General features: G+C 40.8%; 18 protein-coding genes. 14 read left to right on the top strand and 4 right to left on the bottom strand.

Features of this window, described 5'->3' with window-relative positions:
- Positions 1 to 33 precede the first annotated feature (33 nt).
- From G399_RS0107040 to adk, 13 genes are all read left to right on the top strand, one after another.
- A complete protein-coding gene (locus tag G399_RS0107040; RefSeq protein ID WP_006011330.1) occupies positions 34 to 1050 on the top strand; it encodes a cupin-like domain-containing protein in 1017 nt (338 codons plus the stop codon).
- Between the two features lie 61 nt (positions 1051 to 1111).
- On the top strand, positions 1112 to 2611 hold the full coding sequence (locus G399_RS0107035; RefSeq protein ID WP_006011328.1) for a tryptophan halogenase family protein: 1500 nt from the start codon (positions 1112 to 1114) through the stop codon (positions 2609 to 2611).
- Between the two features lie 78 nt (positions 2612 to 2689).
- A complete protein-coding gene (locus G399_RS0107030) occupies positions 2690 to 3409 on the top strand; it encodes a DUF6445 family protein (RefSeq protein WP_006011327.1) in 720 nt (239 codons plus the stop codon).
- Between the two features lie 236 nt (positions 3410 to 3645).
- Complete coding sequence (locus G399_RS21220; protein WP_051288503.1) at positions 3646 to 6330, top strand: putative Ig domain-containing protein; 2685 nt, start codon at positions 3646 to 3648, stop codon at positions 6328 to 6330.
- 526 nt (positions 6331 to 6856) lie between these two features.
- Entirely contained in the window at positions 6857 to 7102 is a 246-nt protein-coding gene (locus tag G399_RS0107020; protein ID WP_006010773.1) for an EF-hand domain-containing protein, read from the top strand.
- A 231-nt stretch (positions 7103 to 7333) separates the two neighbouring features.
- Entirely contained in the window at positions 7334 to 8899 is a 1566-nt protein-coding gene (locus tag G399_RS0107015; RefSeq protein ID WP_006010772.1) for a methyl-accepting chemotaxis protein, read from the top strand.
- A gap of 246 nt (positions 8900 to 9145) precedes the next feature.
- On the top strand, positions 9146 to 9274 hold the full coding sequence (locus tag G399_RS22745) for a hypothetical protein (RefSeq protein WP_006010771.1): 129 nt from the start codon (positions 9146 to 9148) through the stop codon (positions 9272 to 9274).
- 18 nt (positions 9275 to 9292) lie between these two features.
- Positions 9293 to 9829, top strand: a complete 537-nt coding sequence (gene apt, locus G399_RS0107005; protein ID WP_006010770.1) for an adenine phosphoribosyltransferase — start codon at positions 9293 to 9295, stop codon at positions 9827 to 9829.
- Positions 9830 to 9838: 9 nt separating this feature from the next.
- Positions 9839 to 12601, top strand: a complete 2763-nt coding sequence (dnaX, locus tag G399_RS0107000; RefSeq protein ID WP_026843541.1) for a DNA polymerase III subunit gamma/tau — start codon at positions 9839 to 9841, stop codon at positions 12599 to 12601.
- 71 nt (positions 12602 to 12672) lie between these two features.
- Positions 12673 to 12999 carry a YbaB/EbfC family nucleoid-associated protein gene (locus tag G399_RS0106995; RefSeq protein WP_006010768.1) on the top strand — a complete coding sequence of 109 codons (327 nt, stop codon included), beginning with the start codon at positions 12673 to 12675 and terminating at the stop codon, positions 12997 to 12999.
- 349 nt (positions 13000 to 13348) lie between these two features.
- Positions 13349 to 13948: a recombination mediator RecR gene (gene recR, locus G399_RS0106990; RefSeq protein ID WP_006010767.1), complete on the top strand. Its 600-nt coding sequence runs from the start codon at positions 13349 to 13351 to the stop codon at positions 13946 to 13948.
- 206 nt (positions 13949 to 14154) lie between these two features.
- The gene (gene htpG, locus G399_RS0106985) at positions 14155 to 16077 is read left to right on the top strand and encodes a molecular chaperone HtpG (RefSeq protein ID WP_006010766.1); all 1923 of its coding nucleotides are present in this window, start codon (positions 14155 to 14157) and stop codon (positions 16075 to 16077) included.
- 267 nt (positions 16078 to 16344) lie between these two features.
- Complete coding sequence (gene adk / locus G399_RS0106980) at positions 16345 to 16989, top strand: adenylate kinase (RefSeq protein ID WP_006010765.1); 645 nt, start codon at positions 16345 to 16347, stop codon at positions 16987 to 16989.
- A 45-nt stretch (positions 16990 to 17034) separates the two neighbouring features.
- On the opposite strand, the gene G399_RS20305 is transcribed toward adk, so the two are convergent.
- From G399_RS20305 to G399_RS0106965, 3 genes are all read right to left on the bottom strand, one after another.
- Entirely contained in the window at positions 17035 to 18669 is a 1635-nt protein-coding gene (locus tag G399_RS20305; RefSeq protein WP_006010763.1) for a GMC family oxidoreductase, read from the bottom strand.
- Between the two features lie 92 nt (positions 18670 to 18761).
- On the bottom strand, positions 18762 to 19010 hold the full coding sequence (locus G399_RS0106970) for a DUF6482 family protein (protein ID WP_006010761.1): 249 nt from the start codon (positions 19008 to 19010) through the stop codon (positions 18762 to 18764).
- Between the two features lie 95 nt (positions 19011 to 19105).
- Positions 19106 to 19609, bottom strand: a complete 504-nt coding sequence (locus tag G399_RS0106965) for a DUF2244 domain-containing protein (protein WP_006010757.1) — start codon at positions 19607 to 19609, stop codon at positions 19106 to 19108.
- An 86-nt stretch (positions 19610 to 19695) separates the two neighbouring features.
- On the opposite strand from G399_RS0106965, the gene G399_RS0106960 reads away from it, so the two are divergent.
- Positions 19696 to 20622 (top strand): sulfite exporter TauE/SafE family protein, encoded by a 927-nt coding sequence (locus G399_RS0106960; RefSeq protein WP_006010755.1) that lies wholly within the window; start codon positions 19696 to 19698, stop codon positions 20620 to 20622.
- Here G399_RS0106960 and G399_RS0106955 read toward each other — a convergent pair.
- Positions 20611 to 20889: a hypothetical protein gene (locus tag G399_RS0106955; protein WP_006010753.1), complete on the bottom strand. Its 279-nt coding sequence runs from the start codon at positions 20887 to 20889 to the stop codon at positions 20611 to 20613. The genes G399_RS0106960 and G399_RS0106955 overlap by 12 nt on opposite strands.
- Positions 20890 to 20929: the final 40 nt, after the last annotated feature.

The raw sequence follows: 20929 nt of genomic DNA, 5'->3' as shown, positions 1-20929 counted from the left end.
TATTTAAATTACATGATTTAAAGGGTGTTTTTAGTGAAAGCGATAGATAAGAAAGTGAAAGAAATTAATAATTGCCAGCCCGGTGATATTCCTGATTTTGTGTTATCGTCTTCGCAACCACTTATTCTCAAAGGTTTTGCCAATAAATGGCCAGTCGTCATTGCAGGAAAAGAGTCACCGCTCAAAGCTGCTGATTATTTGCGTGATTTTTATTCCGATATTCCTATAAATGTGTACTACGGAAAGCCAGAAACTAAAGGTCGGGTGTTTTATAACGAGAAGATGAATGGTTTTAATTTTTCCAGTTCAAAAGCTAATCTGAATCAGGTACTGGATAAGCTACTAGCACATGTTGATGACCCCGAGCCTCCTACAATGTATATAGGCTCTACCGAAATTAATAATTGGTTTCCTGGCTACAATGAACAGAATAATGCGTCGATAGACCACCTCGATCCATTAACCACTATTTGGATTGGCAATCGGAGCAAAATAGCAGCACATTATGATTTTCCTAATAATTTGGCTTGTTGTGTCGTTGGAAGGCGAAAATTCACATTATTTCCACCTGAGCAAATTGCTAACCTATATGTAGGACCAATGGAATTTGCGCCCGGAGGCCAAGATATTAGCCTAGTCGATTTTGAGCAACCGGATCTAGTTAAATATCCGAAGTTTGAACAAGCAATGGCTGCAGCTCAGGTAGCTGAATTGGAGGCTGGAGACGCACTTTTTATGCCCAGTATGTGGTGGCATCATGTTGAGGGCTTAGATGCATTTAATGTGTTAGTCACTCACTGGTGGCGAGATAGTCCCGCTTTTATGGGCCGTCCAAATAATGCACTGATGCTAGCCATGCTGAGTTTACGAGATTTACCAAGGGCACAGCGGCAAGCGTGGAAAGCACATTTTGACTATTATATTTTCGATCACGATGAGCAAAATCTGGATCATATTCCTAACCAAGCAAAAGGCGTATTGTCAAAGCCTCATGATGAATTAGCGGCAAGAAAATTAAGAGCTGACCTATTAAATAAATTAAAACAGTAAGCCCCAAGCAAAAGCTTAGTCTGTCATATTAAACATTAAGATTAATTACCAAGGTTTTATTTTGAAAAAACAACAGAGAAAAATTAAGAAGGTGATTATTGCAGGCGGAGGCACCGCTGGTTGGATGGCCGCAGCCGCATTATCAAAATTAATTGGTAATAATCTGGACGTGTCCTTGATAGAGTCCGATGAAATACCCACCGTTGGTGTCGGGGAAGCCACAATTCCTACCTTACATGTTTTTCATCAGTTATTAGGTATTAGCGAACAAGAATTTATGGCGGCCACTAATGCGACCTTTAAATTGGGTATTTCTTTTGAAAATTGGCGCGACGTTAGTAAAGACTATATTCATTCTTTTGGCTTCTTAGGACAAGGTTGCTGGGCAGCAGGTTTTCAGCATTTTTGGCTGAAAGGACGCGAACGCGGTATAGCCTCACAACTTGGTGATTATGTGCCAGAGCATCTAGGTGCTAGAGAAGGCAAGTTCGCTGTGTTAGCTGGACAAGAACTAAATCATGCTTATCATCTTGACGCCGGATTGTATGCTAAATTTTTGAGGAAAATAGCCGAAAAATACCGCACAAAGCGTATTGAAGGCAAGATTGCTAAGGTCACTTTGGACGAAGAGTCAGGTTATATTGATTCACTTACCCTTGCTTCAGGTCAGGTAGTCGAAGGCGATTTATTCATAGACTGTACCGGCTTTAAAGGTTTGTTAATTGAAGAAGCATTGCACACTGGTTACGATGACTGGAGTCATGTACTACCTTGTGATAGTGCAATTGCGGTACAAACCAAAACTGTCGGCAAGCCTGTACCTTATACGCGAGCAATCGCGCGTGACGCTGGTTGGCAATGGCGTATTCCATTGCAAAATCGAACCGGTAATGGTTTTGTCTTTTGCAGTAAATACATGTCAGACGAGGAAGCCACAAAGACCTTACTAGATAATATCGAAGGCGAGCGTCTAAACGAGCCACGTGTCATCAAATTTAAAACCGGCCAACGCAGAAAACATTGGAATAAAAACTGCATAGCAATGGGTCTGTCATCTGGATTTATTGAGCCTTTAGAGTCTACTGGTATTCATCTGTTTCAAAGGGCAATTGTACGTTTATTGCTAATGTTTCCGTCACAAGGTATTAAGCAGTCAGACATCGAAGAGTATAATGTTCAGACTAAAGAAGAAGCAGAAAACATCAGAGACTTTATTATTCTTCATTATCATCTGACCGAACGCAAAGACACCGCTTTTTGGCGATATTGTAGCAGTATGGATGTACCTAACAGCCTGAAACATCGCATGAGTTTATTTAGAGAAAGTGGCCAAGTTTTTAAAAAAGCAGACGAATTGTTTGGCGAAACGTCTTGGATACAGGTGATGATGGGTCAGGGCTTGATGCCAGAGCAATATCATCCTATTGTCGATATGATGAGTGACAATGAACTGCGTGATTTCTTAAATAATATTAAATCCAGAGTAAAACGACAGGTTGAAAACTGGCCTGACAGCAATGATTTTATCAAGCATTATTGCCCATCGAGCGTTAACACTTAGCGTTATTTACTATTTAACAGGGTTGAGCAAGCAAACGGCTCCACCCTGTTACCATTTTATCTAGGGTTTGAATAACGCATGCAAGAACAACAACCCAGTTTTTTAATTAATCCTAATATTAAAGCTGAAATTATTCAGATCGGGGAAGAGAAAACACCAATCATAATAATCGATGACCTAGCAGTCGATAATAAAGATGTAATTAATTACGCCTGCACTACAAGTAAATTTACTAATGACCTTGCAACATTTTATCCTGGTATACGTTCCCCACTTCCACAACCTTATGTCATCACCATTCTGCAGGCTGTTTATCGAGGGATTTGTCAGGTCTACCAAGTACCCATAGAGTTAAAGTTAATACCACTCAATCAAAGTTACTCATTGTTGACTAAAGCACAAAGTGAATTACACCTCTTACAATGCATGCCGCATTTTGACACCAGCAAAGCCTATCATTTTGCTGTGTTACATTATTTAAATTCAGGAAGCCATGGAAATACCGGTTTTTTCCGTCATATTCCCACAGGCTATGAAAGAATTAGTGATAGCCGCAGCGAACATTATGTCAGTTCAGCAAAAGCATTCATCGCTGAAAACGGCGACCCAATGCAGAAATATGTGACCTGTTCAGATAAGCACTATGAGCTTTACCACGAAGTTGAATACAAACCAAACCGGCTAATTATCTATCCTGGGAATTTATTACATTCAACCATAGTTGATATTGATACTGACATTAATTCAGACCCAAAATGTGGTCGTTTGACCGCAAATATGTTTATTGATTTCCAGTGAATGTAAATTAGTAAGTCAAGCACACATAGCTTTCTGTGATATTACTTCAGTTCGCTCACAACTGTTTTAAAGTCCACTTGAACGCTTTAAAAGTTCACTTAGTCTAGTTTAAGTTGATCACAATTCCTTCTCCTTATAATCTCAAATGTGAATATAAAGTAAACGTAACGTAAATACTTGTTAACGTATTGCGGTGCAAATTTATAAATAACTAGATAGTTATATAGGAATGAACAATGAAAGCTAGTACACACGGATTCAAATTAAAAAGGCTAGTTCTGATAACAGGACTGGTATTCGGAATGGCGGCATGTGGAAATGACGATCTAGCACCGCCTCCGTCTCCGCCGGCGGCCAACAATGCGCCAGTAGTAGGTAGCACCGGAATAACCACAGCAAATGAAGACCAAGTATACACTTATACTTTCGCTGCAACGGATGCTGACGCAGATACATTGACTCTTGCAGCAACAACGTTGCCAGCATGGTTAGTATTTGATCCTGCTACTGGCGTTCTTTCTGGCACTCCCGTAAGTGCAGATGTCGGTAATCATGATGTTACGCTAACCGTTACCGATGGCACTGATACGTCAACTGAGTCATTTACCATTGTGGTTTCAGCTGCGCCAGACCAAGTTGCGCCTACTTTTACTAGTACTGGAATTGTAGCGGGCATGGTCGGTTCTGCCTACTCCTACACAGCCACTGCAGAAGATGATAATTTTGATGATCTGACTTTCTCTGCTTCAGTCGTGCCAGCGTGGGCTGCGTTTGATGTAGCTACCGCTATTCTATCGGGTACGCCTGATATCGCAGGTGATTACGACGTAGAATTAATGGTCAGTGATGGCACTGATGCAGCGACTCAAATGTTTACTATTGCTGTTGCTACAGCTAATGTGGAAACGTTGGAGCTTAGCGTATTTGAAAATGCTGAGTTACCTGAATGGGCAGCTTGGACGGACAATGGTGGCCCAACAACTATATTCACAGTTCCCGATGATGCTGATCGTGACCAAGCTATGAAGTTTGGCCCACTAACTAAACCAAGCGTGGCAGGCTTCATTGCGCGTGAAGGTGGAAGCAGTACAGCTGTCAACGGCGTGCCTTTCGATGCATCCGGCATCGTCTCTAATGGTCAGATTAAGTTCGAGTTACAACTGCTTGCAAATACAACTGCGCCTAATAATGGTTGGTTCTTTAAAGTTGAGTCTGGCAGTGGTGCGAACGCAGTTGAAGTTCCACTATCGAGCAGTGTTGAAGGTCATTCAGCGCCAGCATTGGACACTTGGCAAACATATACATTCCCACTTTCATCGCTTAGCGGCGGTAGCTTAAATTTTAGTGGAATCGATGTATTTATGGTATTCCCAAGCTATGGTGAAGCGGCTGGTGCAGAGTACCTTATCGATAACTTCAAGATAGTTAGTGTTGAGGGTGGCGGCGATGTAAGCGGCGGAGATGGCACAGTTACTGATTTTGAAGGAGCAATTGAGTCTTATGCTTTTTCTAATTTTGAAGGCGGTGTAGCAAGCATTATTGCTAACCCGGACGCTTCTGGCATCAACACTAGCTCACAGGTTGGTCAAATGGTTAAAAACGCCGGTGCCACTTTTGGTGGCAGTACGTTAACCCTAGACAGCGCTGTCGATATCCCGGCTGGCGCCATGATCACGATGAAGGTATGGTCTGAGCGAGTAGTGCCTGTTTTGTTTAAACTTGAAGGTGGACCCGTAGGCGAAATAACGGCAACTCATGGTGGTTCGGGTTGGGAAGAGTTAAGTTTCGACTTTACTGGGATCTCCGGTGCAGGTAATACTGGCGTCACTCTAATCTTTGACAATGGCACAGCAGGCGACGCAGAAAATGATGCAGCAAACTGGACATTCTACTTTGATGACATCATATTCCCAGTAGCAGGTGATGATGGTGGCGGCGAAGTTGGTGACACCACGGTTACCGATTTTGAAGGTGCAATTGAGTCTTATGCTTTCGCTGATTTTGAAGGCGGTGTAGCAAACGTTATTGCTAACCCGGACGCTTCTGGCATCAACACTAGTGCACAAGTTGGCCGAATGGTTAAAAATGCTGGCGCTACTTTTGGTGGCAGTACATTAACGCTAGATAGCGCTATTGATATTCCTGCTGGCGCCATGATCACGATGAAGGTATGGTCAGAGCGACAAGTGCCTGTATTGTTTAAACTTGAAGGCGGACCCGTAGGTGAAATAACGGCAACTCATAGTGGTTCGGGTTGGGAAGAGTTAAGCTTCAACTTTACCGGGATCTCCGGTGCAGGTAATACTGGCGTCACTCTAATCTTTGACAATGGCACAGCAGGTGACGCAGAGAATGATGCAGCCAACTGGACATTCTACTTTGACGACATTACGTTCCCTGGAACGGCAGGCAGTGCTGAGCCGCCTGTTACCCTGAGCACTTTAGGTTTTGATTTTGAGCCTGCTGGCAACACAGGTACGTGGACCGTATTTGAAGATACTACCGCTCCATTAGAGTTTGTGGCTAACCCTGATATGACGGGTGCGAATACGTCAGCGACGGTTGCTAAGTTTACTGCACCTATCGGTGCTGCGTTCTATGCAGGAACAGAAACTGAGTCTGCTCCAACCTTTACGCTAGACGCGACTAATTCGATTGTGCGTATTATGGTGTGGAAAACGACGATTAGTGATGTTGGTATCAAGTTTGCTAATGCAGCAGGCGGAGCTCAAGGAGAGCTTAAAATACCTAATACAGTCGTTAATGCTTGGGAAGAAATGACTTTTGATTTATCGGGTAATATCGGTCTTGGTGATACTTCGGACCTTGTTGACGTGATCGTATTTCCTGACTTCATTGCGGGCGAGAGAACCGTAGAAAGTGTTGTTTATTTCGATAACATCACCTTTAGCGCTAATTAATAAAAGTTTGTTTTATTAACGGTAGCAGGCTATCTCTTTATTGAGATAGCCTACCTCTTCAAAAACCACTATACGGTGGTTTTTTTATTTTTAGATAAACGTTGGTCCTTAATTTTACGTCTACTTTTCTGCGCACAGAACATGAACCGCCTTTTTTGTTAACCACCTTCTTTGTTAACCGCCTTCTTTATTAACCGCCTTCTTTATTAACCGCCTTCTTTGTTAACCGCCTTCTCTATTAGTCACTAGCGTATCCATATTGATCATTTCCAAATATAAGTGTCGTCCATTTCATACAATAAATTATCTAATAGTTACATGTACTTACTCGTTTATTCATAAAAGCTATTTTTATGCGTTGCAGAAAAGAAACACATTACCTTATATGTAATACGAAATTTTGCTGCCGATGAATTTAACTATATGAAATGTATGTAGAAATTAAAACTGGCATAGATTCTGATATAGCTGTCTTGAGAGAGTATTGTTTCTCACCAACTTTTAATGTAACTGGAGAATTATCACTATGAGTACAAAACGCAATATATTCCTATCTATAGCGGCTTTGGCCTTCACATTAGCCCTCACATCAACAAGTGCATTCTCAAATGAAGACCTGTTTAAAGCTTTGGATAGCGATGCTGATGGCTTGATTTCTAAAGCGGAAGCAGTATCTCATGACGTGCTCAATGAGTTATTTGATTCACTGGATATTAATACTGATGGTTTTATTAGTCCTGACGAGTTTTCAGTTGCTAATTTAGATAAATAATTTTTAAAATACGCAGTTGATGTAATACAAAAATCCCTTTTTTTGCCTCATGGATGAGGCTTCCCTTCTTGACTCAGCCCTTCATTACTTTGTTATTTTTTATTGACCTGCGACAAAAGTCGTAGTTAATAAGTTTGCTTTTATGGCGATAACCTCCCTATTATCGTGGTCTTATAAGTTTTTCCACATGCATGTTGCTCACATAATTAATGACTGACTGAGGGCTGTATTTTGAAATTATTTGTTTTTGCTAGAATGCTAGGTTCGATTGCTTTATTTGCGTTAATGTATATTTGTTTTGGCTTAGAATTAGGACCCATGTTCACTGGTTTTGTTGCTGCTATTGCCTTTTTAGCTGCCAGTTTTCTTATTGACCTTGCAGCTGGGACTTCGCAGTCTCCCGCAATTGAGCAAGCTGATAGTAGGCTAATAAAGATGCGAAACGCAGGCGAAGATATTGCTCAGCAATCGAGTAGCATAGCGATAGGCAGCGCCAATATTTCTCATTTTGTTGACAAACTAGCAAATTTATTTGACGCTCAAGTTGATAGTACCAAACAGATTGCTGAACGTGTTTGTATAATTGAAACGTCAAATGAGTCAATCATTCAGCTTAGCCAGCAAGCATTAAGCAATATTTCTGATTCCTATGGGGATGCAAATGATTCAGTGCAATTACTGCAAAAAGTGTCAACTCAACAAAATATCCTGCAGTCTCAAATAAACGATACAAATTCTCTGCTACTAAGTTTGAGAGAAAATGCAAATGACATAGCGAGTATCGTAGAAACTATTAATCAACTTGCTTCGCAGACTAACATGTTAGCATTAAATGCTGCTATTGAAGCGGCTAGGGCGGGGGAGCAGGGCCGGGGTTTTGCGGTTGTTGCCGATGAAGTGAGAAATTTAGCAAAAAGAACGACTGAAGCAACCCAAGGTATTGAGTCTGTGTTGGAGCAAATCACCAATGGTAGTAATGCGTCCGTGGTTGCCATTGATAAAGTAGCTACGGCTGGTAATCAAATGGCTGATTACGTAGCGCAGGCTGCAGAGCGTGTAGGTAAATCAGCATCAACGTCAATGTCAGCCAAAGAATCGATGGATGCTCTGTCTGCTTGTGTGGCCCAGACAAAAGAGGTTAATAGCGGTATTTCTACGCACGCTGAGAGTCTATTTTTGTCTACAGGCTCACTAAAACACGAACTTGAAGATGTCTCTGAAAAAGTACTTCAGCTATGCCATCAAACAGAGGGGGTTTTTCGTTCTTTAATCAATTTTGATTTAGATAACAGAAACGCATTAGTGCAAAAAATGGCTATTGACGTCGCTTCTAAAATAGCCGCCTTGTTTGAACAATCGATTCAAAATGCATGGATAAGCGAGATTGATTTGTTTGATACCGATTATAAAGTTATTTTAAATACGAACCCAATAAAGCATGCTACCAAATTTGATAAATTCACCGACAAAGCGTTACCTGTGATACAAGAACCAATCCTAGAACAACATGCGTTTATTATTTACGCTGGCGCAGTTGATAGAAACGGTTATTTTCCCACTCACAATAAGTGTTTTTCGAAACCTCTGTGTGGCGACTACGAAAAAGATTTAGTCGGTAATAGAACAAAACGTATTTTCGATGACTACACGGGAGCAAGATGTGGGAGTAATAAAGAGTTGTTTTTACTACAAACTTATAAGCGTGATACAGGTGAGGTTATGCATGATTTATCCGCTCCCATTTATGTCAATGGAAAGCATTGGGGTGGTTTTAGAATAGGTTACAAAGCGTCTTAGCCAATGCCCCCATAGTAAACGTTGGCGTAAAGTTGCATGCCAATGCCGTGCGCGTATTATTAACGTAAATAGTTAACATTTGAAGGAGTTTACAAACCACGCTACGATATGCTCAACGTGGCTATCTGAACTTTGACCATAGATAAAAATCTTCTATTAAGAAATCGATCAAATCCTGTTTTTTTTGACTTCGATCAAGTAACATTCACCGCTCTAAAATTACAGTCAACAAATAAGGTTGTGCCAATGAGTGATGACACTGAATTTAAAGAGGCTTTTAACGGCTGGTATCTGTTAGTTATTTTGGTTACTCTGCTTGCACTCCCTCTTATGCATATAATCTCTGGTTGGTATGTATTCTTTTTCAGCAATTAATCTGTTTTAGGTAGCTAAGTGACAATTGAACTAATCAAATCTGCAATAACCACAATCCCTGATTATCCAAAGAAAGGGATCATGTTTCGTGATGTAACGAGCATACTTCAAGACCATGAAGCTTTTACCGCGTGTATCGAACAATTGAAATCTCAATTTAATGGAATGACTTTTGAAAAGATAGTTGGCACCGAAGCCAGAGGTTTCTTTTTTGGTGCGCCGTTAGCATTAGAAATGGGCATTGGTTTTGTCCCAGTCAGAAAACCTGGAAAGCTACCCAGAGAGGTGATTTCCGAAACTTATGAGCTCGAGTACGGCACCGATACATTAGAAATTCATACAGATGCTATTTTACCCGGTGATAGGGTACTAATGATTGATGACTTGTTAGCTACTGGTGGTACTATGGTCGCTACTGCTAACTTGATCCGTCGTTTGGGTGGAATTACTGAACATGCAGGTTTTGTTATATCACTGCCTGAAATTGGCGGTGATAAAAAGTTAAAAGAACATGGTGTAACACCATTTAGTTTAATTGAATTTGAAGGTGAGTAACTAATTACTATGAGCTATCAAGTATTAGCAAGGAAGTGGCGACCACAAAAATTCGCTGAGCTAGTAGGCCAAGAGCATGTTGTTAGTGCTATTTCCAATGCACTTGATAACGACAAATTGCATCATGCATATCTTTTTACCGGCACAAGAGGCGTCGGTAAAACAACCATCGCTCGCATATTTTCAAAAAGCCTAAACTGTGAAACAGGGCAAAGTGCAACGCCATGTGGAACATGCGATGCGTGCAGAGATATTGACGAAGGTCGCTTTGTTGATTTACTTGAAATTGATGCTGCGTCGAGAACAAAAGTCGAAGATACTCGCGAACTACTCGATAATGTTCAGTATAAACCTACTCGTGGGCGTTTTAAGGTGTATTTGATAGATGAAGTGCATATGCTCTCCAAGCATAGTTTTAACGCACTATTGAAAACATTGGAAGAGCCTCCTCCTCACGTAAAGTTTTTATTGGCCACGACTGATCCGCAAAAGTTACCCGTCACTATTTTGTCAAGGTGCTTACAGTTCAGCCTTAAAGCGTTGTCCAGAGAGCAAATTCAAAAGCAACTTGAGTATATTTTAATTCAAGAAAGCATTCCATCTGATCCCATCGCTTTATCGCATTTAGCAAGAGCTGCACAAGGCAGTATGCGTGATGCCTTGAGCTTAACTGATCAAGCTATCGCTCAGGGGAATAACCAAATAACGTCACAAATAGTCACGGACATGTTAGGCCTCCTAGACAAAAACCAAGTGTTACGTTTGGTAAAAGCCGTGATTGAAAAAGACAGTCAGGAAGCGCTCAAACAGCTAGATGAAATTTGTGTGCATGCGCCAGACTATTCACAAGTGCTATCAGAACTCTTAAGTTTGTTGCATCAAGTGTCGTTAACTCAAATCGTGCCTGATATTTGCAAAATTGAAACTGTGAGTGCGCGAGCGGTTTACCAATTGTCCAAGTCGGTATCTGCTGAACATATTCAGCTACTATATCAATTAGTTTTGCAAGGTAAGAAGGACTTACCTTTTGCGCCAGATGCTTTTACAGGCTTGCAAATGACTATACTACGAATGCTCGCATTTAGTCCCGCGCAAACAGTTGAGCTTGATTTAAAAAGCGCACACAGCCACGCTATAGCAGAAAAAAAAACAGCTGACCTAGTTGAAACTGATCCTGTCGCTACAACAGAGCCTAATATTACTGACGTTTCTGAACCACTAATACGACATAAAGAAGCGGGTTTAGTTGAAATAAAACCTGAAATCACGCCACAACCACTTGACACAGAAACCACCAGAAATACGCTATTAGCTGAACAAGCTGAACAAGCTGAACAAGCTGAACAAGCTGAACAAGCTGAACAAGTTGAACAAGTTGAACAAGTTGAACAAGTTGAACAAGTTGAACAAGTTGAACAAGTTGAACAAGTTGAACAAGATATTTTTAACAGGTCTTTTGTTGATGAAGATGCAGATCAATCGATGTTTGACGAGTTTCATGAATTACATGATGAGGCGCAAACACAGCGGGAAAACGCCGCCAGTTTGTTGACAACAGAAGTAACAGATTCAATGCTGCATACCCTGAGTGGCGAAGCAACGGGTGAAGAAAAAACACAAGACAATCTAAGCACGACTTCGGACCTACTCGCACTTCACGAGTTACTTGAAAACGAGGAACCGGAAGAAGAAGTCGCAAACGTAGAAGTTGAGAGCAGCACACTGTCATTGTTTGATCGCTTAATGAAGCAGGAAAATTCAATATTCGTTACCAATGATGGTTTACCTGAGTCGCCGCAAAACAAAAGCGCAGGCGAACGAGGAAGTAAGTTAGTTCGAAATCCATTGATTGAAGGCGAAATTCCACCTTGGGATAACGGTACTTCAGCAACTGGTAATGCGTCTGGTCTAGCAGTCGACCAATTTACTGCTTCGGATGTTGAGCCTCCATCGGAACCAGTCTATGCGCAAGATGAAGACGATATTAATTTTGATGAAGCTGATGATGCTCCCTTTGAGAAAGTAGCTATAATATCTGCAACAGAAGTTCAAACACACACATCAGTTGAGCTTGAACAACAGAACTCTGAAGCACAGAAGTCTAGTCATCATTCTTTTGATATGCCAACTGCTAAGGTTATTGAAAAAACACAAAGCGCGGCGTTCTTTAATGATCCAGCTGATAGCCAGCAAATAGCAACTTATGAACAAACTGACGTTAGCACAGCACAGGTTCACGATGATGAGGTGGATAGTCTTTCTGAAAAACAATTTTTAGATACAGCAGATGAAATCGCTGCGATGTTTGGTCACGGCGTGAACGATTTAAGCAACGTCAAAGTAACTCATCCACAAATTGCGCCTTATTTAGAAAATGGCGACAAGCTTTTAAGAGCCAAACAAATCAATAAATGGAGTGATTTTATTGAAGAGCTTGGTGTCGGTGGGTTGAATAAGCAACTTTTGCTACAATCTAATTTAGTGCAACATGGTGAACATTTTATTATTCGTATTGAAGAACGTAATCGGCATTTGGACGAAGAGCAACATCACGCAACGATTACACAGGCGTTAAGCGCATTCTATCAAAAACCAGTTGCCTTTGAAGTGCAATATGGCGGAGTTGACGAAACCCCTTTTCAAATACAGCAGCAGATATCGTTAATACGACACCAACATGCTCATAATGTTGTGGCAACGAATGATTCAATTCAAGAATTGTTAAAAGCGTTTGAAGGGCGAGTTATTGAAGGTTCTATAAAACCAAGGTAACAACGGGCTCTTAATGATAAATATCCACAGAGTAGATTTATAATTCTGTCTAAAATAATCAGGAGATGACAATGTTTAAAGGCGGCATGGGTAACATGATGAAACAAGCCCAGCAAATGCAGGAAAAAATGAAAAAAGCACAAGATGAGCTTGCTACTTTAGAAGTAACGGGTGAGTCAGGTGCGGGCTTAGTGAAGGTGACAATGTCTTGTAATCACAATGTGAGACGAGTAGATATTGACGCGTCGCTAATGGAAGATGATAAAGAAATGATTGAAGACTTGGTGGCCGCGGCAACAAATGATGCTGTTCGTCGTGTTGCAGAAATGAGCCAAGAAAAAATGGGTTCTCTAACGGGTGGGATGGATTTACCACCTGGCTTTAAGATGCCTTTTTAGTTTTTCCACAAGACCTAAATCAAAAAAAGCTGATTTTGAGCATGCTGCTAGCATCTAGGCACATTGCTTTAATCGGCTTTTCTATTTTAATTTAAGCCGACATAGTGCGCTGAAATCTATCTCGATTAAGCATCTCTGATACCCTAACATCCGTATACGTAAAGTTCCTCAACTCAACGCATTCTTTAACACCAATATATGCCTTGTTAAATGTGCCCTTTCTATTAGCTGTTGTGAACCAGACGCCACTAATAACCAAGTTAAAAATACAGAAAATCTTGCTTGCGTAATATAACAAATCCATCACTTCATGGTATTATTTGGTTTTATTATTTAAGAAGTTTTATACATGTCATTTAGTCCTCTTATTAACGAATTGATTACAGCCTTGAAATGCTTACCAGGCGTTGGTGCAAAAAGCGCTCAGCGTATGGCGTTTGCATTGTTGGAAAGAAACCGTGATGGCGCAATGACCTTAAGTAAAGTGTTACATGACGCTATGGAACATGTCTCACATTGCGAACATTGTCGCACTTTTACGGAGGCACGCCTGTGTAAAATATGCGAAAATCCTATGCGCAGCGAAACGGGCCAGCTTTGTATTGTTGAATCACCTCAAGATGTATTAGCGGTAGAACAAACCTCAGAATACAAAGGCAAGTACTTTGTATTAATGGGCCATTTGTCTCCTATCGATGGCATTGGCCCGGCTGAAATTGGTTTGACTGAGTTAGTTCAATTATTAGATAGGGAATCTATTCAAGAAGTTATTCTCGCTACTAACCCAACGGTGGAGGGCGAGGCAACAGCGCATTATATTGGGCAAATATGCAGAGAAAAGCAAATAAAAGCGACTCGTATTGCGCACGGTGTTCCAGTTGGTGGCGAGTTAGAATATATCGATGGGAATACCATAAGTCATGCCTTTGCTGGAAGAAGACCGGTATAAGCCGACCTATGGCGTATAAATACTGACAAAATCCAAATTATTTTTGGCTTCATTTCGTTTTTTCCCTTGAAAATATCCCTCTGTGTCCTTACATATCTCTTCAATCGACGAATTTTATGGTGGCATTCTACACTTTTTATTAATAGAACGGTGTTTTGTGCCACTTGGCTTCATATAACAGAAAACAAAGTAGGAGATACTTGGCTATGGCTGAGACAGTCAAACAAGAAACCCACGGATTTCAAACCGAAGTAAAACAGTTGCTTCAACTGATGATCCACTCACTTTATTCGAATAAAGAAATATTCTTAAGAGAGCTTGTATCAAACGCGGCCGATGCTGCTGATAAGCTTCGTTTTAAGGGCCTCTCTAACGGCAGTTTGTATGAGAATGATCCTGACCTCAACGTTAGAATTAGCGTGAATAAAGAGGCTGGTACGCTAACCATATCCGATAATGGAATTGGTATGAACAAAGAAGAAGCTATTGCTAACTTAGGCACTATCGCTAAGTCGGGAACAGCCGAGTTTTTTAGTAAATTATCTGGCGATCAGACCAAAGATTCTCAACTTATCGGTCAGTTCGGTGTTGGCTTTTACTCTTCGTTTATCGTTGCTGAAAAAGTAGTTGTTAAGAGTCGTGTTGCAGGTGCTGATAAGTCCGAAGGCGTGCGCTGGGAGTCTGCTGGTGAAGGTGAGTTTTCAGTTTCCACAATCGACAAAGAAAGTCGCGGTACTGAAATTACCTTATTTTTGCGTGAAGATGAAAAAGAGTTTGCTGATGATTGGCGAGTACGTTCAATTATTACCAAGTACTCTGATCACATCAATATTCCCGTGCAAATGTTTAAAGCAGAAGTGCCTGAAAGTGACGGTGAAGGCGACGAAAAAATACCTGCAGTTCCAGGTTTTTGGGAATCAGTCAACAAAGCGACAGCGTTGTGGACACGCGAAAAGTCAGAGCTTAGTGACGAAGAATACATTGAATTTTATAAGCACGTATCGCATGATTTTGCCGATCCAATAAAGTGGTCGCATAACCGTGTTGAAGGAAAAACAGAATACACCAGCTTATTGTATATTCCAGCTAAAGCGCCATTTGACATGTGGAATAGAGATCAAGCCCACGGCCTGAAACTCTACGTTCAACGTGTTTTTATTATGGATGATGCAGAGCAATTCATGCCAACCTATTTACGTTTTGTAAAGGGCTTGTTGGATTCAAACGATTTACCATTGAACGTATCTCGTGAACTTTTACAAGATAACAAGATTACTCAATCAATTCGTCAAGGTTGCACAAAACGTGTGCTTCAGATGCTTGAAAAAATGGCAAAAAATGACGTTGAAAAGTATCAGGCATTTTGGTCTGAATTTGGTAATGTTGTTAAAGAAGGTCCAGCTGAAGACTTCGCCAATAAAGAAAAAATTGCAGCACTACTTCGTTTCTCTTCAACGGCAGATGAGTCAGGCGTACAATCAGTTTCGCTTAAAGACTATATTGACCGTATGCAAGAAGACCAAGAGAAAATTTTCTACGTAACTGCTGATAGTTATCAAGCGGCTAAAACGAGTCCGCATTTAGAAATTTTCCGCAAGAAAGGTATCGAAGTTTTATTGATGGGTGAGCGCATTGATGAATGGTTAATGTCACACTTGACAGAGTTTAGTGAGAAACAGTTCCAGTCTATTGCGGGAGCTGACCTAGACTTGAGTGACTTGGATGATGAAGAATCTAAGAAAGCCAAAGAAACTGCTGAAAAAGAAGTTGAAGGAATTATTGAGCGAATTAAAACAGCACTTGGCAATAAAGTGGAAAACGTTAAATTTACTCACCGCTTAACTGATTCTCCAGCATGTATTGTTGCAGATGAAAACGGAATGACAACGCAAATGGCGAAATTGATGGCTTCAGCCGGTCAACCTGTACCTGAAACGAAGTATCATTTTGAATTGAATCCAGAACATCATCTGGTTAAATTAATGTCTAACGTGCAAGACGAAGCGCAATTTAAGTTGTGGTCTGAAGTGTTATTTGATCAGGCATCATTATCTGAGCAGGGGAGTTTGAAAGATCCGTCTGCTTTTGTAAAAAACTTAAATGGCCTGTTGGCTAGTTTAGCTAAGTAGTGGTTAATACTGTGCCTTTTAATAAACCTGCATAGGCTTATTTTTGGGAAATCATTGGGATAGTGAAAGCGGGCTTAGGCTCGCTTTTTTATTTATTGAGTAAATCAGGCCTGGTCGGCTGGCCGTTTTTTCGACAGTTCGAGATAATTATTCGCTATTAGTCTTAAGTTATGATTTTTAAGCATAATTTGACTTGTGAACTGGAAGCCTAAGTTGTAAGGTTTGCTCGTTTACAATTTACCTTAATTATTTGTTGGAGGATGCTCAATGCGCATCATATTACTTGGCGCACCAGGTGCCGGAAAAGGAACACAAGCTCAGTTTTTAATGAAGAAGTTTGGTATTCCACAAATTTCTACTGGCGATATGTTACGTGCAGCTATTAAAGCGGGTACTGAAATGGGTCTTGCAGCTAAGAAAGTAATGGACGCTGGGAAACTGGTTTCTGACCATATTATTATCGGTTTAGTTAAAGAACGTATTGCACAAGAAGACTGTGCAAACGGTTTTCTTTTAGATGGATTTCCACGAACTATTCCGCAAGCTGACGCAATGAAAGACGCTGGTGTTAAGGTTGATCATTGTATTGAGTTTGACGTGCCAGACGACGTTATCGTTAACCGTATGAGCGGTCGCAGAGTCCACCCTGCTTCAGGGCGTGTCTATCACACTACTTACAATCCCCCTAAAGTGGATGGCAAGGACGACGATACCGGTGAAGATTTGATTGTACGTGATGACGATAAAGAAGCCACAGTGCGTGACCGTCTTGCCATTTACCACGACCAAACCAAGCCGTTGATTAACTATTATGAAACAGCTGCAAATCAAGGTTTATGCCATTATCACAAGCTTGACGGCACAAAAGTCGTTGCCGTCGTAAGTGCTGAATTAGAGAAAATTGTTAGTTAAGAAGAGTAACGGGACTGTGCTGTTATGACAGTCCCTTTTACTATTTTACGCTAAAGCTGAGTTTTTGGGCGTAGCAATTATATGCAAACTAGCTTTGAGCAGATCGGCTGCTTTTTCAGCGATCATGATTGTAGGCGCACTTGTGTTACCACCAACAATAGTTGGCATTACGGAGGCATCTACAACCATTAAATTGGTAATACCTTTAACATTCAAATTAACATCAACAACAGCAAATTCATCTCCATCAACGCCCATTTTGCATGTACCTACTGGGTGGTATACGGTTTCAGCGTTGCTTTTTAAGTAATCGATAATTTGCTCATCGGTTTGCACTGCTTCACCAGGCGTCCATTCCACTGCACCATCGCCAAGTGGAGAGGTATTGCTTATCTTTCTACACCACTTAAAACCAGCAATTAAGGGTTTTATATCATCTTCGTTAGCCAAGTAGTTTGGACGAATATCAGGGTGTAGTTCACCATCGATTTCTTTTAGCAAAATTTCGCCTCGACTTTTCGGATAAAGGTTACAAAAATGGATCGTGAAGCCATGCCCCCAAGGTTTTGAACGACCATGGTCTACAAGTAAAGCGGGTAAAAAATGCAGCTGTATATCGGGTAATGTCATTGTAGGGTCTGATTTTAAGAATGCCCCACCTTCAGCAATATTTGAAGTAAACATACCTTCTTTATTTAGCCAATAGTTGAGTGGCTGTAATGCATTTTTTAGTAACGCCGGAACAGACAAACCATAAGAACGTTGAGCCTGAGTTTTAAATAAGATGGTGCCATCCAGATGGTCTTGTAAATTTTGTCCAACGCCAGGTAAATGCGCTTTTACCTCAATACCTAAGGATTGCAGGTGTTCTTTATTACCAATGCCGGATTGCATCAGAATTTGCGGAGACCCAATAGCACCAGCACTTAAAATGACTCGCTTTTTAGCAAACAAAAATTGCTTCGTGCTGTTCGAAAAAACTTCAATTCCAGTGGCTTTTTTATTATCAAAGGTGATTTTTTTAACTTCAACATCTGTCATTATATACAAGTTTGGACGCGCTTTTATAGCATCAGATAAAAAGCCTTTGGCCGTGCTGCAACGTGAGCCATTGCGCTGAGTAACTTGATATATGCCAACACCCTCTTGGAATTCACCGTTGAAATCAGCAGATTCTGCTAGCCCGTTAGATACAGACGAGGCTACAAAATCATGGCTCACAGCATTAATATACTTTAGATCTGATACGCTTTGGCAACCTCCGATAGCGTGGAAATCAGATATGCCTCGGGTGTTATCTTCACTTTTTTTGAAATAGGGGAGAACATCATCCCAAGCCCATCCGGTTAAACCAGACGCAGCCCAGTCATTATAATTTTGTGCTGCCCCACGAATGTAGCACATGGCGTTAATTGAGCTAGAACCGCCCAATGTTTTGCCTCTAGGCCAAAACATTTCGCGGTTATTTAAGTTACTTTCTTGATGGGTTTGAAAGCTCCAATTAACTGACTTCATGTCCGCTAAAGCGGCTAGACCAAAAGGAATATGTATTGCTAGATTGGTGTCTTTTGGACCAGCTTCAAGCAGGCACACGGACATTTGCTGATTTTCAGATAATCGATTTGCAAGAACGGCACCGGCAGAGCCAGCGCCAACAATAATAATGTCAAACTCAGTCATAAGGCTTCAAATAATAAAGGACATGCTTTCGATATTAACATTATTAGCACATCTGACCAGTTGATTTTTTAATTACTTGGTGGTCAGCTAATTTATTTCCAATCCAACCTGATAACAGGGCTCTCTGTGCTGCTGTCAAGCCCGCACATTTCTTCATAAGGCGTATTCTGTTTTAGCCATACATTTTCGAACTTCTGTCCTTCTACTCTTAGCTTTATATTGTTTATGCACTGAAAGGACAGTGTTTTGCTATACTTGTCTAAAAAAAACGTGTCGACTTTTGTTTCACCTGTCCCTGCTATATAAGCTCCACCTTCAATTGATTCAATAAATAAGTTCATGTTTAACTATCCTGTTGTTTTTAATTTAAACGATGAGCACAAGCAAAGGATCAAGGTTGTTAATAGAGAAACGATGGTCTTAATTAATTACTGGCTTAATCTTTATTCTTCCACCAATGCTCTCGGCAAATAAGTAGGCCTAAGTTCTCTAACTCATTACGCAGGATCACCATATCATCAGCATTTAGAAATTGGCCGATTTGCACCCGTTGCCTGCCATTATGCAATGTGATTTTGGGCGTATGCCAATTACGGTCGGTTTCTGAGTAATAAATATCGGTACCAGAGCGAGGAAGTGATTCTGTTGATTGTCGACGGTCAATACCCATTTCAATAGTGATGTCTTGCTCTGTAAACGTCACTATTTGTTTCAAATACGTGAAGCGCGTTACTTTGTACATTAATAATGCAAACAAACCTGCTTCTAAGCCAGCAAAGGGCAAAACCACCCAAGCACCAACAAATGTCCAGGCAATGGCAATTATCATGACAACAGCAACCATGAATGCGATAATCCATTTTGCTTGCGCCCACGTAAGAGAACGATTGGGTGTTAGCAAAATGATAACTGTATCATCGTGGCTTTCTAACTGGACCATTTTTCACGGCTTGAATGAAATTGTTTACCTAAGACTATCTCTTTTTCCAGCATGTATTAACACTCTTTTATTATTGGCGAGTCGTATTGTTAACTATTCTTCGAAGGGCTTTTAGTAGCCATCCTTATAGGGCTGCGCTTGCAATCTGCTGGCTCATACTTATTTTTAGCGTGCCTAACAGTTTTCAGATCATTTTTGATTATGCTGGTTTTTTATTTGTAGGTATTGTTGGTGCTATTTTTGCCAATTCAACAGGTGCGGGTGGTGGGGTTGTTTTCGTTCCGTTTTTCAATCAAATTGATATGCACAATAGCGCCATTATTGCCACAAGCTTTGCAATTCAATGCTGCGGCATGACTGCTGGAGCACTTACCTGGCATCGCCACCGACGGTCTATTGGTATCGATAGTAAGGCGAACACCAGCAAAGTACTTGATGACGGTGCTCAATGGTTGTATGTAAACAAAGGACTGTTAATTACTATTCCGTTTTCTATATTGGGTATCCTTATCGCTCAATTTGGTTTAAGTGAATATACACAGCAAATGCAAACATCCTTACATATCGCTTTTGGTGTGTTTTCCATTCTATTGGCTATCGCCATTTATGGTTCGATCCCTCTATTGAAAAGGAAAAAGCTAACTAAACATCTTTTACCGATTGACGTACTATTGCTAAGCGTTATTGCATTTTTTGGCGGTATTATCACGGCATGGTTGTCAGTGGGAGTCGGGGAGTTGGTTGCTGTATACCTCATCTTGCGCGGCTTTAATGTAACTTCAGCGATAGCCTTGGCCGTCATACTAAGTGCGTTTACGGTTTGGTCAGCAATATTTCACCACCTGTTTGTCACCCAAGCTATTTACTGGTATGTGCTTCTATTTGCCGGTGCTGGTGCCATTGTTGGTGGTATTATCGCAAAGCGAGTCGTTCTTTATTTTTCTGTTGTGAAACTCAAACTATTTTTCGCCACTTGGGTGCTTATAATGGGTATTACAAGCCTAATTACTTGAGCTGTCTTGGTCTTTTTCTGTGGGAAGCTGCAATGTTGGTTCTGCTATTTTTTTATCTCCCACTACTCTATTGCGCTGATATTCATATTCTTTAAATGTTTTTTCATAACCTCGTAAACAATCTTCTCTAGCTTGGCCTTCAGCCATGCGCCCACAAGCTTGTTTTTTATTAGTCATCATTAATTCATAAGCAGCTTTATTTGAGCATCCAGTGCCAACTAAAATAGTTAAGACTGCCACTCCGAGGAAATATTTTTTTTGTTGCATGTCATTCTTCTCAAAAGGTCATTCACTCTCTAATGGCTAC

Origin of the sequence: Brumicola pallidula DSM 14239 = ACAM 615, assembly GCF_000428905.1 — a bacterium.
GTDB lineage: Bacteria > Pseudomonadota > Gammaproteobacteria > Enterobacterales > Alteromonadaceae > Glaciecola > Glaciecola pallidula.
This window is presented reverse-complemented; position numbering and strand designations above follow the sequence as displayed.

Bases quoted from the DNA above. Each gene is read 5' to 3' on its own strand.
- G399_RS0107030 (WP_006011327.1), top strand. From the start codon at position 2,690: ATGCAAGAACAACAACCCAGTTTTTTAATTAATCCTAATATTAAAGCT.
- G399_RS21220 (WP_051288503.1), top strand. From the start codon at position 3,646: ATGAAAGCTAGTACACACGGATTCAAATTAAAAAGGCTAGTTCTGATA.
- G399_RS0107020 (WP_006010773.1), top strand. From the start codon at position 6,857: ATGAGTACAAAACGCAATATATTCCTATCTATAGCGGCTTTGGCCTTC.
- G399_RS22745 (WP_006010771.1), top strand. From the start codon at position 9,146: ATGAGTGATGACACTGAATTTAAAGAGGCTTTTAACGGCTGGTATCTG.
- dnaX (WP_026843541.1), top strand. From the start codon at position 9,839: ATGAGCTATCAAGTATTAGCAAGGAAGTGGCGACCACAAAAATTCGCT.
- G399_RS0106995 (WP_006010768.1), top strand. From the start codon at position 12,673: ATGTTTAAAGGCGGCATGGGTAACATGATGAAACAAGCCCAGCAAATG.
- recR (WP_006010767.1), top strand. From the start codon at position 13,349: ATGTCATTTAGTCCTCTTATTAACGAATTGATTACAGCCTTGAAATGC.
- htpG (WP_006010766.1), top strand. From the start codon at position 14,155: ATGGCTGAGACAGTCAAACAAGAAACCCACGGATTTCAAACCGAAGTA.
- adk (WP_006010765.1), top strand. From the start codon at position 16,345: ATGCGCATCATATTACTTGGCGCACCAGGTGCCGGAAAAGGAACACAA.
- G399_RS20305 (WP_006010763.1), bottom strand. From the start codon at position 18,669: ATGACTGAGTTTGACATTATTATTGTTGGCGCTGGCTCTGCCGGTGCC.
- G399_RS0106970 (WP_006010761.1), bottom strand. From the start codon at position 19,010: ATGAACTTATTTATTGAATCAATTGAAGGTGGAGCTTATATAGCAGGG.
- G399_RS0106965 (WP_006010757.1), bottom strand. From the start codon at position 19,609: ATGGTCCAGTTAGAAAGCCACGATGATACAGTTATCATTTTGCTAACA.
- G399_RS0106955 (WP_006010753.1), bottom strand. From the start codon at position 20,889: ATGCAACAAAAAAAATATTTCCTCGGAGTGGCAGTCTTAACTATTTTA.